The sequence below is a fragment of the Flavivirga sp. 57AJ16 genome (genome assembly GCF_028736925.1).
Lineage (GTDB): Bacteria > Bacteroidota > Bacteroidia > Flavobacteriales > Flavobacteriaceae > Flavivirga.
In genome coordinates this window covers 20,226-33,992 of the sequence record NZ_JAQZAT010000026.1, presented here as the reverse complement: position 1 = coordinate 33,992, position 13,767 = coordinate 20,226, and the positions used below count along the sequence as shown (strand labels likewise).

14 protein-coding genes are annotated in these 13,767 nt (G+C 32.1%); 5 read left to right on the top strand and 9 right to left on the bottom strand.

All coding sequences use genetic code 11. The features are described from left to right. Window position 1 precedes the first annotated feature (1 nt). Together PQO00_RS19560 and PQO00_RS19555 are read right to left on the bottom strand one after the other, a co-directional pair. Window positions 2-760 (bottom strand): hypothetical protein, encoded by a 759-nt coding sequence (locus PQO00_RS19560; protein WP_274186544.1) that lies wholly within the window; start codon window positions 758-760, stop codon window positions 2-4. A 218-nt stretch (window positions 761-978) separates the two neighbouring features. Next, complete coding sequence (locus PQO00_RS19555; RefSeq protein ID WP_135878136.1) at window positions 979-1,137, bottom strand: YqaE/Pmp3 family membrane protein; 159 nt, start codon at window positions 1,135-1,137, stop codon at window positions 979-981. A gap of 274 nt (window positions 1,138-1,411) precedes the next feature. Here PQO00_RS19555 and lysS point away from each other — a divergent pair, with 274 nt between their 5' ends. The 4 genes from lysS (at window position 1,412) to PQO00_RS19535 (ending at window position 5,874) form a co-directional block, all read left to right on the top strand. Further along, a complete protein-coding gene (lysS, locus tag PQO00_RS19550) occupies window positions 1,412-3,106 on the top strand; it encodes a lysine--tRNA ligase (RefSeq protein WP_274186543.1) in 1,695 nt (564 codons plus the stop codon). A 348-nt stretch (window positions 3,107-3,454) separates the two neighbouring features. Further along, window positions 3,455-4,843, top strand: a complete 1,389-nt coding sequence (locus PQO00_RS19545) for a serine hydrolase (protein ID WP_274186542.1) — start codon at window positions 3,455-3,457, stop codon at window positions 4,841-4,843. Continuing rightward, on the top strand, window positions 4,843-5,313 hold the full coding sequence (locus PQO00_RS19540) for an RNA polymerase sigma factor (RefSeq protein WP_274186541.1): 471 nt from the start codon (window positions 4,843-4,845) through the stop codon (window positions 5,311-5,313). The genes PQO00_RS19545 and PQO00_RS19540 overlap by 1 nt, the downstream gene beginning before the upstream one ends. Window positions 5,314-5,319: 6 nt before the next feature. Further along, window positions 5,320-5,874 carry a hypothetical protein gene (locus PQO00_RS19535; RefSeq protein ID WP_274186540.1) on the top strand — a complete coding sequence of 185 codons (555 nt, stop codon included), beginning with the start codon at window positions 5,320-5,322 and terminating at the stop codon, window positions 5,872-5,874. A 573-nt stretch (window positions 5,875-6,447) separates the two neighbouring features. On the opposite strand, the gene PQO00_RS19530 is transcribed toward PQO00_RS19535, so the two are convergent. The 7 genes from PQO00_RS19530 to yiaA form a co-directional block, all read right to left on the bottom strand. After that, on the bottom strand, window positions 6,448-6,894 hold the full coding sequence (locus PQO00_RS19530) for a hypothetical protein (protein WP_274186539.1): 447 nt from the start codon (window positions 6,892-6,894) through the stop codon (window positions 6,448-6,450). 275 nt (window positions 6,895-7,169) lie between these two features. Next, window positions 7,170-7,916 carry an alpha/beta hydrolase gene (locus PQO00_RS19525; protein ID WP_274186538.1) on the bottom strand — a complete coding sequence of 249 codons (747 nt, stop codon included), beginning with the start codon at window positions 7,914-7,916 and terminating at the stop codon, window positions 7,170-7,172. 34 nt (window positions 7,917-7,950) lie between these two features. Then, window positions 7,951-8,829, bottom strand: coding sequence for an alpha/beta hydrolase (locus tag PQO00_RS19520; protein WP_274186537.1), 879 nt, complete (start codon window positions 8,827-8,829; stop codon window positions 7,951-7,953). A gap of 42 nt (window positions 8,830-8,871) precedes the next feature. Continuing rightward, window positions 8,872-9,444: a GDYXXLXY domain-containing protein gene (locus PQO00_RS19515; RefSeq protein ID WP_274186536.1), complete on the bottom strand. Its 573-nt coding sequence runs from the start codon at window positions 9,442-9,444 to the stop codon at window positions 8,872-8,874. Next, on the bottom strand, window positions 9,441-10,724 hold the full coding sequence (locus PQO00_RS19510) for a DUF2157 domain-containing protein (RefSeq protein WP_274186535.1): 1,284 nt from the start codon (window positions 10,722-10,724) through the stop codon (window positions 9,441-9,443). Before PQO00_RS19510 ends, PQO00_RS19515 begins: the two co-directional genes overlap by 4 nt. 7 nt (window positions 10,725-10,731) lie before the next feature. Continuing rightward, window positions 10,732-11,427, bottom strand: coding sequence for a CPBP family intramembrane glutamic endopeptidase (locus PQO00_RS19505; protein WP_274186534.1), 696 nt, complete (start codon window positions 11,425-11,427; stop codon window positions 10,732-10,734). 150 nt (window positions 11,428-11,577) lie between these two features. Continuing rightward, window positions 11,578-12,066 carry an inner membrane protein YiaA gene (yiaA, locus tag PQO00_RS19500; RefSeq protein ID WP_274186533.1) on the bottom strand — a complete coding sequence of 163 codons (489 nt, stop codon included), beginning with the start codon at window positions 12,064-12,066 and terminating at the stop codon, window positions 11,578-11,580. A gap of 155 nt (window positions 12,067-12,221) precedes the next feature. Here yiaA and PQO00_RS19495 point away from each other — a divergent pair, with 155 nt between their 5' ends. Then, window positions 12,222-13,742 carry a hypothetical protein gene (locus PQO00_RS19495; protein WP_274186532.1) on the top strand — a complete coding sequence of 507 codons (1,521 nt, stop codon included), beginning with the start codon at window positions 12,222-12,224 and terminating at the stop codon, window positions 13,740-13,742. The last annotated feature ends 25 nt before the right edge of the window (window positions 13,743-13,767 follow it).

The following is a 13,767-nucleotide window of genomic DNA, read 5'->3' as shown; positions in this document are numbered from 1 at the left end:
ACTAATTCTCTAATACAACCTCTACATTTAAAGCTTCGGGGTTCGATAGATATTCCATAAACCCAAATTCTACCGTAAAGCTTTTTCTGTCGGCACTAAATAGCGCCTTCTCATTCGATACAGATTTAATCGGTTTAGGAAAATGGTAGTTTAACTTATACATTGAAGAACCAAACATAACGGCCATCTCTCCCACACTATCTGTTGCCTTTTTATAAGCTTCTTTATCAATTATTTTGGCAACACGCTTAAATGTTTTCCCATTAAAATTATACTCTAACGTAGTACTTTCACCCAATTCAGGAGACGAAAACGGATTGGCAGGACTATTAGATTGGTTACCTTGCTTTCCTTTCTCTAAATCACTAAAACTGTTCATGGCCTTAAACATATCCTGAAGTTCACTTACTTCTTTAAAATCCGTAAACATATCAAATTTCATTTCCGAAGTTTGTGGGTTCATAACCATATGCATACTAAATGGTTCCAACTTCTTTAACTTTAATTGCTCTTCTTCTGTTAATTTAGAAATACTATCACGCTTTGCATCAAATAATTCCTTAAAGCTAAAGGTCGAATCTATAGCTTCTTCTTTACCTTTTGCCATTTCTTCCCCTGCCATTTGCATAAGTTGGGTACCATCAAAAGAAAATTCCATTCTGCCAGAACCATCTTCATTTATATAGATGTTTTCGGAAAATTGACAACTAGTAAAACTAATAGAAATAATAAAAACGATAAGGGTATAAAATCTGTTCATTTAATTAAATTTTGGGTCTTAACCCGCTTATGCATTAGAAATTCTACTATATCTCGAAACTGTTACAAAAACAGACATTTTGTTGCGTTTTTTAATTTAACCGTAGCGGTGCTACGCTGAAATTTAAGAAAACACCAGTTTTTATTGTATCTTCAAGCTTCGTAACGAAGTTCTAATCCTCAAAACGGGTTTTAATTTATGAGAACAAATATACACTTTTATCTATTGGGGTTATTAATAATAACCAGAGCTGCAATAACACCTGGTACCCAACCACAAAGCCATAATAAAAAGACTATAAAAATGGAGCCGCAACCTTTATCTATAACTGCTAAAGGCGGACAAATAATAGACAGTAAAACTCTCCAAAAACTCATACTTTGATTTTATTTAATGCTGAAACATACATGGGCTATGCCATTCACACGAGTTCCAGTATAGATTGATGATTAATTATAGGACGTCATTATTTTTACTTTGTTACAATGTCTGTTAAAAATAATTGGGGAAGCTCATTTCTTCATACTACACAAAGAGATTCCAATAGATAGCCTTCCTATGATAACAGCAAAAAAATCGTAAATCAATAATCGTAAATCGCAAATCAAATGATTATCTTTGCGTCTTTAAAATTTACACAGCATTTTGAGTATGTCACAATTATCAGAACAAGAACTTGTACGAAGAGAAAAGTTAGTAAAATTACGTGAAATAGGTATTAATCCATATCCGGCAGATTTGTATACCGTATCGCATAATTCTAAACAAATAAGACAAGACTTTAAGGAAGGAAGCCAGGTTATTATAGCAGGCAGGTTGATGTCCAGACGTATTCAAGGAAATGCCAGTTTTGCCGAGCTACAAGATAGTGAAGGCAGAATACAAGTGTATTTTAATAGAGATGAAATCTGTCAAGGTGACGATAAAGGTAAATACAACAATGTTTATAAAAAACTTTTGGATATTGGTGACTTTATTGGTGTTGAAGGCGAATTATTCACGACAAAAGTTGGCGAAAAAAGTGTTAGGGTAAAAGATTTTACGCTACTTAGCAAAGCCTTAAAACCATTGCCTTTACCAAGAACGGATGCCGATGGAAATGTGCACGATGCTTTTACAGACCCCGAACAACGTTACAGGCAACGCTATGCGGATTTAGTAGTGAATCCACATGTAAAAAACGTTTTTGTAAAACGTACTAAATTGTTTAATGCTATGCGTCAGTTTTTTAATGACTCGGGCTATTTTGAAGTCGAAACACCTGTATTACAGCCCATACCTGGTGGTGCCGCAGCGCGTCCTTTTATAACGCACCACAATGCTTTAGATATTCCATTATACATGCGAATTGCTAATGAACTATACTTAAAACGATTGATTGTTGGTGGTTTTGATGGCGTCTACGAGTTCTCTAAAAACTTTAGAAACGAAGGCATGGACAGAACGCACAATCCTGAGTTTACTGCTATGGAAATCTATGTCGCTTACAAAGATTACAATTGGATGATGGGCTTTTGCGAACGTTTATTAGAATATTGTGCTATAGCCGTAAATGGGACTACTAAAGCTACTTTTGGTGCCCATGAAATAGATTTCAAAGCACCATATGCACGTGTTACTATGGCCGAATCCATTAAGCATTTTACAGGATTTGACATCACTGGAAAAACCGAAGAGGACATTAGACAAGCTGCTAAAGGTTTAGGTATTGAAGTTGATGATACCATGGGCAAAGGCAAGCTTATTGATGAAATTTTTGGAGAAAAATGTGAGGGCAACTACATACAACCCACTTATATAACAGACTACCCAAAAGAGATGAGCCCGTTATGTAAAGAACATAGGGAAAACCCTGATTTAACAGAGCGTTTTGAGCTCATGGTTTGTGGCAAAGAAATTGCTAATGCCTATTCCGAGCTTAATGACCCTATTGACCAACGTGAACGTTTTGAGCACCAACTTAAATTAGCTGCCAAAGGTGATGATGAAGCTACCGAGTTTATTGACCATGATTTTTTACGTGCTTTAGAATATGGGATGCCACCAACATCCGGTATGGGGATCGGCATGGATAGATTGGTTATGTTTTTGACCAACAACCAATCGATACAGGAAGTTTTATTCTTCCCACAAATGAGACCTGAAAAAAAGACGGTTGAAATGAGCGAGGATGAAAAAGCAGTTTTTAATATACTTAAAGCCAACTCTCCTATAGAATTAAACGCCCTTAAAGGACAATCAGGACTAAGTAATAAAAAATGGGACAAGACCATTAAAAGCCTGACAGGAAAGAAAGTAGCCAAAGTGGCTAAAAATGAAGAAGGCTTATTTATAGAGGTTTTATGATGTATCTGTTATACTGACCCCGTTTCAGTATTTAAGTATCATTTAAAAAGGATTTACTTTATTGTGAATCCTTTTTTGTTGCATATTATAGCAGATTACAACGAATTTATGGTCACGAAATCGTCACTCAATTTTTTCTTCTAATTAGGTTAAATACTTTTAAAAAAAAAAATAAGAATTTTCTTTACATTTGAAAGGATATAGATAATGGATATAAATACAATTGTGTTTATTCACTAGTTACCACACATTAAAAAAAGACTCATCCTTACCAAAAAAATAATCGTTTGTAAGATTTTGAACTTTTGAGACAACCTATATAGAAAATAAAATTTAAATGGCCGTCTTATGAAATTCACAAAACAATTATTCGCACTTACCCTATTGTTTGGCTTATCGCTAACAGTAAAATCCCAACAAAAAGAATCTTTAGATGTTGGAACACTTGACACTTATCTTAACGCTATTCATCTAAAAAAGGGTTTCAACGGAGAAATTTTTGTAGCAAAGGGAAACAATATCATCTTTCAAAAAACGGTGGGAATGGCATCCTATGAAAATAGTGTCAAATTGAAAAACGGAGCTAAATATCGAATAGCATCCATTACAAAAACTTTTACTGGAACGCTTATCGCTATCGCACAGGAAGAGCAAAAATTAAATGTTCAGGATAAAGCCAGCGGCTATCTAAATGGTTTATCGCCTAAATTTAAAAATATAACTATCGAGCAATTGTTATATCATACTTCGGGACTACCACACAATGAAGGTATCAAGGATTATTGGCAGACAAAATCAAAATTACAAACAACAAGAGAACAAGCGATTGAGGAAATAAATACACTTGATTTGCTTTTTGAATCAGGTTCACAAATGCAATATTCAAGTTTGGGTTATTATCTTTTAGCATCAATACTCGAAAACGTTTATAAAAACAGTTTTGAGAATATATTGAGGGATAAAATCTTGAATAAACTGCAAATGACAGAAACCGGCATCGTTGACAACTTAAAAATAATCCCACAAATGGCTTCGGGCTATCATTTGGTTACCGATGATAGTTTAGTGGTCGCACCATATCGCAATTATTCAATGCTAAAAGGAGCTGGTGATATGTATTCGACCACTACGGATTTATTAAAATGGAACAACAGTTTCTTCTCAAATTCACTTTTGAGCGAAAAAAGTAAAGAAATTGTGTTTGCCAAAACAACCAATTCAAAGTCAAAGAATGGTAATAGTTATGGATATGGTTGGTATTTGAATTCTGATATACCAAAAAAATTCTATCACGGTGGCGGGACCTGGGGCTACTCTACATTTACATCAATATATGCAGATAATGATAAAACGAGCATCATTATTTTAAGTAATGTTTCGACATTACCAATAACCAATATTGCATCAGACGTTGAGAAAATTGTCTTTGGGAAACCGTTTCAAATGCCATCGATAGAAAAAGTTTCAGAAAAGCCTATAGACCTCGAAATGTATATTGGCGAGTTCATTACGGAAGAAAACAAAATGGTGCTAAACATAATTAAAGCCGAGAATAGTCTTTATGCAAAACTTGGAGAAAATCCACCCTTTGAAATTTATCCAAAAGGAAATCATCAGTTTTTTGGTAAAAAAGTAGAAATAGAATTCACTTTTGCAGTTAATGATATCAATGTGGTTACAGGTTTAACAGCAAACGGAATGGGTAAATCATTCCAATTCAAAAAAGATAATAAATAATGCAAACGGCTTTTTTGAAAATTGTGGAAGAAAACCAAGGCATCATTTATAAAGTCTGCGGGATGTATAGAGATACCAAAGAAGACCAAGAAGATTTATTTCAAGAAATCGTACTTCAATTATGGAAAGCTTATCCAAAATTCCGTGAAGAATCAAAAGTAAGTACTTGGATGTATCGAATAGCATTAAATACGGCCATAGCAATCTTTAGAAAGAACAAAATAGAACTCGAATTTAAAGATCACATTCCTAAAGGCAGTCAACAAAATCACGCTGATATGCCTTCTGAAAATGAGGAACGATTGTTTGAAGCAATCAGAACTTTGAACAAGGTCGATAGAGCAATTATAGCTTTGTATTTAGAGGACTATCCATACAAGGAAATCGCTGAAATCACAGGAATAACCGAAAATTATGTTGGTGTCAAAGTCAATAGGATTAAAGAAAAACTCAAAAACATTTTAAAATAGAAACCAATGGAATTAGAAAACATAAAATCAAACTGGAAAAATGCTGGTAAAGGCAAAAGAGATAAGACCGAATTATTGAAAATGACTGAAATTAAAAATCATCCCAACATAAAAAAAATCAGGATTAAGTTTATAATTGAAGCTGTTTTACTTATAATATTTTTAGCTGTGTTTTACGAAGGTCTTGACGGTGTTACAAAGCCTCTATGGGCTAATGCTCTTTTAATTGTTACTACAACTACATATATTATTGTTCGTTTTCTTGGTTGGCTTGTATTGAGAAACCCTATTAAAGAAGGCAATTTGAAAAAATCTCTAATCAGTTTTCATAATAAACTAAAGCAGATGGCAATTTTGATTTTGCTAACCTCATTTTTATTTGGTTCAGCAATTATCTCATTTTTTACTTCGTCAATTAACTTTACGCAAGAAAAATATTTCGTGCTTGCTGGGATGATTATAACTTTACTGTTTTTGGTATATCTATCAAGCCGAAATTGGATTAAAAGAATTAAAGGTATAAATGAAACGCTTACTGAATTTGATGATAAAGCAAATTAAAGAGAAAAAACGTGTGGTAAGCTGTGTAAAAACAATTGCTAGGTCAGTGTTCATCGGAAAGTCCTGCGGACTTTCCTAACGTTGTTTTTCTTTTGCTAACTTACAGGCTTAACCACGCAACAGTTCTTACACCAAACGCTGTAAGTAATTTGAGAAAAACGCAAATCATATTAATAATATTGAGTTTTGGACTCTTTTCTTGTGAGTCTGAAAAAAAATATTCTGACTTTAAGGAATCGGAATTTCATGAGGTTCAAGGAATTATAAACTATGCAAATCTGATACCAAATAAACTTCAAAATAACTGGAATTGAAAATGACTTGGAAATGGTTGAGGCAAAAAATGGATATCCATTAATCGTTCTTGTGCATAAGGATAATGAAAACATAAGCTTTTATGGCTGAGTGGGAATTCTTGAAAATCTGAATGATAAGGAAAAAGGGTTTCTAAAAAACATTTCCAAAATGAGATGAATGAGATTAAAACAAAAAAGCCAGTAAATTTCACATTACTGGCTTTTAACTAACTAACCAAACTAACTACATTCAATTTAATGTAAACAAACTATGATTTTAACTCACTCCTTTATAGGGAGAGAAATTTACAGGTAAATATTTTTTTGTATCAAAACCTATCTCAACTTCTTCTTCTATTTCAGCTAATTTAATTGCTCCCCATTCTACATCTCCTTTTCCTTTTAAAGGATTAAAGTTTTCTGGCAAATAATCTTTGGTATTAAAACCTAAGTCTACGTCTTCTTCAATTTTGTAAATTTCTATTGTGCTCCAATCTAAATCTCCTTTCCCTTTTAAAGGATTAAAGTTTTCCGGCAAATAATCTTTTGTATTAAAGCCTAAGTCTACGTCTTCTTCAATTTCGTAAACCTCAATACTACCAACATCTAAATAGGGATTTTCATCTTCATCAATAGATGTTTTAATTCTATCTGTATTCTCACTTGGGATACCCACTGTATTTAACGCAAGTAACGAACTAAAAACAAAGACTAATTTTATCATAATAATTAAAATAGATTTCTAATTTACAATGCAAAATTGATGCATTTTCTGAAAGTAATGACATAGGTTTAGAAATTTTTAACACTGTGAGTTTATGTTTTATGTTTTATTTAAGAGACCAAGAACACAAGTGTTAATTTTTTAAGAATTTATACTCCAAACAAGGGGAAAAAAGTTTATTAAATAGACGTCCCCGAATCAAGCCTACGAAGCACTAAATTTCAAAAAGATATGCCTCCTCTAACACCTCACACCTAATCCCTAATACCTCATACCTAAAACAAAACCCGATTCATCCCTTTTAAAAAAGCCTCGTAAGTTGATAGATTACCATGGTTTCCCCCTTTTATGGTTGTAAAAACAGTCTGTGTTGGGGCTACTTCAAATAACTCCTTTGCCGATTTATAAGGTACGACTTGGTCATTAGTGCCATGAAATATAGATATGGGACAATTTATTTTGGTTATAAAACGATAGCTTGGCAATTTATATTTTAAAAGATATTTTACGGGAAAAATGGGGAATTTGGATTTTGCCACATCTGTTATACTATAATATGGTGTTTCCAATATTAATTGTTTTGGGTTATTTTTTGAAGCTACATACGTAGCTATTCCTGTTCCCAGCGATCTTCCATAAACTGTTATATCGCTTTCTGAATAGTACTTTTTTAAATAATTATAACAATACTCCGAATCATTATACAAGGCCGCTTCGCTTAATTTGCCAGTACTTTTACCAAATGTTCTATAATCCATCACCAAAACATCATACTGCTTTTCTACAAAAAATCCTGTAATGATCCCCCATCGAGATAAATCACCAGCATTTCCATGAAAATACAACACAACGCCTTTAGGGTTTTCGGTTTTAAAATGAACGGCATTAATAACAGCATGGTCATCTGTTTTAAAAAACAATTCTTCAAAAGGGTATGAAAATTCAAACTTAAAATCTTGCGATAACACCGTAGGATGAAATAACATTTTTTCCTGCATGAAGTATAACAATGTACCAATCATTATATATAAGCTTATTAAAACAAAACTCGCTTTTCTAAGCTTTCGTTTTATTTTTTTTTGAGGCGTGTTTAACATGAATACTCGTTGTTAATAAATCTATGTCTTCTGGGGTTCTGTTCAGAATTTCATGAATCATTTTATGATACGATTCAAAATTATTTAAGTTTTTATGTCCACCTCCAATTACCGAATGCAACTTGGTTCGCTTAGGATTTACCTGAGACAACTTAACGCTTGTTTTATAAGGTATAAGGGAATCATTTGTACCATGTATAATATGTATTGGGCATTGCACATACTTTAACCATTTATAGGTTGGTAATGGGTACTTTATTAATATAGACAGGGGCATAAAAGGGGCATAACGCGCTGTTACTTTTGTTAAACTATAATAAGGCGCATCCATAATAAGCATTTTAGGTTGATTCATCGAAGCTAATTTAGCAGCAAACCCAGATCCTAAAGATCTTCCATAAAGTATAATTCTGTCTTCGGTTATCAGTTCTTTTATCTTATTATAAACTTCTTGCAAATCTCTTTTAATGGCTTTTTGGGAACGTCTCCCTGTGCTTTTTCCAAAACCACGGTAATCTACCATTAAAACATCATAACCATGCCTAGTAAAATCGACAGCAAACTTCCCCCACCCTTTAATACTTTTAGAGTTCCCTTTAAGATACAATACAACACCTTTGCTCACGCCCTTGGGGAAAAATCGAATACCATTGATTACCGCTCCGTCCCTTGTTTCTAAATTATACTCTTTAAAGTCTTGATTTTTATAATTAAATTGAAAATCCCCGGGAAGTTTTTCTGGTTTAAACAACAAATAATCCTGCAAATAATACAAAGCGATACTTATTGCTATGTAAGCAATTAAAACAAGTATCGTAATGTACAACCAATAAGGCATGGTAAAAGCGTTAGAATACTAAGATACGATAAATGAAGCTAATTATTTCGAGCTACCATTTTCTACATAATTCCTAATCGACATGTCATCAATGATAACATCATTTAAAACGACCGCTCCATCTTTAACATAAACTAAGGCATAGGTATTATGTGGTAGAGAATCACGTTGCCTATTTCTCACCGCTACCTCAGCATTATACGCTTTGGTTTCCTCCATATAATAGCGATCAAAAGGAAATTCTATGCTTAATGTATTTGAATAACTTGAATACCATCCTGCTTTAGCTTTTATGTAGTCATTTTTATTATTTGATTTTAAAGTTCTACCAATAGTATCGATTTTTGCAAATCCTAAACTGTCTTTAGTTAAATAAACATAGATATCTTCATTTCGTTGCCATAAAGAGTCTGTCGTTTTATAAGAACCAATCTCATAATTAAGGTTTATATATTTGCCCCTAAAAGGATCTGTTGGATCAACAGGGTGTGTTTTAAACTTATACACCTTACCTTTTTTCAAAATAAGTTCTTGATTAAAAATCATTTGAGAAGGCACAAATAATTGTATCAATACTACCATTATAAATATTGTGAATATATGTATTGTTTTCATTTTTGCGTTTTTAAAGTTTTTTGTTTTTTTAGCATAATATAATTGGTTACAAAGAAACCAACACCGACACCTACAAATAATAGCCCTCTAAGCACAAAGCTCATATCCGTATCAAAAAAACGGCAGGCAATAAGTACCGTAATTATTAATAAACCGTAATTTAAGACCCCAAAATGATAGGTGGCTGCTCCAATTTTTACAGCCATGATTCCCAATATTAAAATTAGCAGGTTTATTAGTATTACAGAAAGTCCCGTATTAACCAAACTAATCATAAAAAAGAGCATAAAAAATATAAAGGCATATTGAAAAAGGTTAAAATTGCGAATCCATTTTTTTAAATACGAATAAGTTAATAACGCTAGGGCTAGACAAAAAAGCGTTAAGGCGATGTAAAATGCTTGCGAATTAAAATTCAATCTATTGACAAAAACAGCTTCCCAAAGCCAATTAAAACTCGTTAACAGTAACATATAAACGGTTCCTAAAGAACCTAAAACCAAATAGCCATTTCGTCTTAATTTTTGATCATTAAAAAATGGGATTTTACCTATATTATATAACAATCCAAATAAAATAACATAAATTAAAAATCCAAAATTCCCATTATCCCTAACAAAAGCTCCCATAACAATAACAAAGCTTAAGGGCAAAAGCCAGTTTAAAATCGATGTGATATTGTGTAACTTTCCCTGTTTTAATAATTTATAATAATGTGGTAATAACGACGCCAATAATATTAAATACACCCATGGCGTTTTATTTCCTGAAAAATAACCTAAACTGCAAGCATAACTCGTTATAAAAACAATTTGCAAAATGACTAAGGCACTCGATTTTAAAAGATAAATTAGTGGTAAACATAACAAAATCCAGGTTAGCAAGTAGCTACTTAAATCTCCCGGAATATTGTAAATCTGACTCACCAAAGCGATACTTGCCCCCACTGCAAAAAACAGAAATACTCCCGAAGCTTCTTTCCATGTGGCACTTTTATCTTTTAAAATGGCATACCCAACCATTGCTTGTCCTATAATTAAAGGCGCAAAAGCAAAAGCCGTTTTTAAAGTTCTCGAAAAATCATCCCAATTATGAGCTAATATTAATATGATGCCAAGCCCTACCAATGTGGAGCCTAATACTGCAAAAACAGTAAATAGTTTATTTGATGAATGACGCTGTTTTGACAGATAATAAGACGTTATTTTTGAGGCAGTGTCTTTCGATATAACTTGTTCTGCAACAAGTTCTTTTATGTCTTTTTGAATTTTTGAATTCATACTTTCGTTAATTTAAAAATTTTAAAAATATTTCTTGAAAAGGGTCTTTATTAACCACTGTATAATAAAATAAAGCACCTAACCATCCATGAAACACGCCCATTACATATATATTTTTCTCTTTCAAATACACATATCCATAAAATAATGCCAGAACATAAGTGCCTATCATCAACCATGTTGACGGAAAATGAATCACAGAAAACAAAAGAGCTGTTATAAATATAATGAAGCCTTTACTTATTTTTTTATGATTCAAATCATTTAAATTCCCTACAACTAAACCAATAATTAAAAACTGTTGGATACTTCCCCAAATGGGGTAAACAATCAAAAGTGGCAAAATATGCCATGTTATATTGATCGTATTTTGATAATAACCTATACCAAGAAACAACATGGCTAAAACAATAACAAACGGCATCATTAACCTTAGAGCGTACTTGAAATTATCTGTTCTAAATCCCCAATACATCATAACGTTTTTTTCAACTTTATATCTAAAAATAATATATAAAATCCATAATGTCGTTGCTAAAACAACATAAAACAATCTCCAATCGAGATAGTCCATAAAAATAAATTTTCCTATTGCCGTTAGAACAACGCCCAGTATCTCTATTAGTCTCCTTTTATTTGAAACAGGTCTTTTTAATTTGGTTTCTGAAAATTCTATTAAATCTTTAGTGAGGTTTGGTCTCATCTTAAAATTAAATTTATTGTTCTCTATTTTTTTTCATGATTACAATATTTAAAACCCCACAGCAAATGGCTGTGAGGTTTTGGGTTATCTAACTAACCAACCATCAAAACAACCCTTTATAATTTCTGTTTTGACGAATACTATTTCTATCTAAAAACTATTTTTATCTTCAATACTTCTGTCAATATACTGTATGTCCCTTGTATTCTTCTGTACAGCAATGGCTGCAAATACACTTAACAGAAACGACATACCATAAAATCCTTTTTCGCTTAAAAGTAAATCGGCATTCCAAAGCCCTATAACCAATAACACAATAGAAGTCACTGTTGTAAACCAACTTATACTATAATAAATATCGGTAACCGGAATGTCTTCTAGTTTATCCCGTACGGCCTTTTGAACAGATATTACCGAGAACAGCCCAAAAAGAAGAATGGTGAAATAATACCCTTTCTCATTTAATAGCATCTCCGCATTCCATAAACCAATACAATAAGACGTCACCCCTATTAACAATGCCGACCAAGATGCTCCTATAAAAGCTGAAGTTGGTTTTTGATCGTAAACCTTCTTATTCTTTTTAACTTTTGTTTCTTTTGATTTTTCATCTACTGAAACTGATGTTTGATAATTCATAATTATTGTTTTAATGATTTGATTACAGGACAAAATTGCAACACTTATCCAGTATATGAAATACAATATTTTATTAAAACTGATGATATAATTTATACAAACAATTTTAAATTCATTATATTTAAAAAGGTTTAATAAAAAAAACTGACGATTTAATGACTAACTTAAATGATATAATCTCTACCTTTTCTTATGAAGATCAACAGCGATTCACAGCATATTTAGACAAAAAAAACAAACGTAATGACACTAAAAATATGCAGCTCTTTAATTACCTATTAAATGATGAGCTGAATTCTAATGACATCTGCTTCAAGCTCTACGGAAGCCTTAAGAAAGATGCTTACCATGCTTTAAGAAAACGTTTATATCAATCTATTATTGATTTTGTTGCAAATAACAGTTTGCAGGAAGAAAACTCAATAGATATGCAAATCATTAAATACATATTGGCTTCTAGATCCTTCCTACAGCATAAACAATACAAGGTTGCCTATAAAATTTTAGACAAAGCCGAGGTATTGGCTTCCGAGCATTATTTGTTTCCTCTGTTAAATGAAATTTATCATACCAAAATTCAGTATGCCTACACAAATCCATCTATCTCCATGGAGGCCCTTGTCACTAGATTTGAAGAAAATCAAAAAAATCATCAATTAGAAGACCAACTCAATATTGTCTATGCAAAAATGAAGCATACCTTAAACAATATTACTTATAAGGGTGACGTCGTCGATTTTCAAACAGTTCTAGACCAGACCTTGCAAGAACATAACATTAGCATTAACGAGTCCATGTCTTTTAAGTCGCTGTATCAATTAGCAACCATTGTGAGCATTTCGGCTTTTGTAACCAAAGATTATTTGCAAATAGAACCCTTTTTAATAAACACCTATCATATTATAATCACTCATAAAAACAAAGAGAAACAACTCTTCTATCACATTCAAATTATATATTTAATAGCTAATACATTATTTAGGAACAAAAAGTTTAATGACTCTCTTCATTATTTAAGGCTCATGCATGAACATATGCTTCTAAAACAGAAAAAATATTATAATACTTATAAACTAAAATATAATTTACTAATAGCGCTCAACTATAATTATTCCAATAAGCAAAAAGTAGCGATTGAAATTCTGGAACCCCTAACGACCAACAAGCATCCCGATACAGAATCATTATTGGATATTCATTTGAGTCTTATTATGTTTTATTTTCAGAAAAATGATTTAAAAAAAACACATACGCTCTTCTCCAAATTTTACCACACAGACCAATGGTATACTGAAAAAGCAGGAAAAGAGTGGGTCATAAAAAAGAATTTAATAGAAATATTACTTCATATTGAACTTAAGAATATTGATTTAATAGAGTCTCGGCTACTTAGCTTTAAAAGAAATTATTACCCATATTTAAAAAGCATCGATCAACAACGTGTTATTACCTATTTAGGTTTTGTTGAATCTTACTATAAAAATCCGGAAGCGGTCACTTCGAGCAAATTCAAAAATACCGTAGCAAAATCTTTTGATTGGGTCGCCATACACAAAGAAGATATTTTTGTAATAAGTTTTTATAGTTGGCTGAAAGGCAAGATGAACAATCAAGACCTATATACAACCACTTTAAATTTAATAAAACAGTCTCAACAAGAATTAACAAATAAATAATAATTCATTATTTAAACTTTAACTA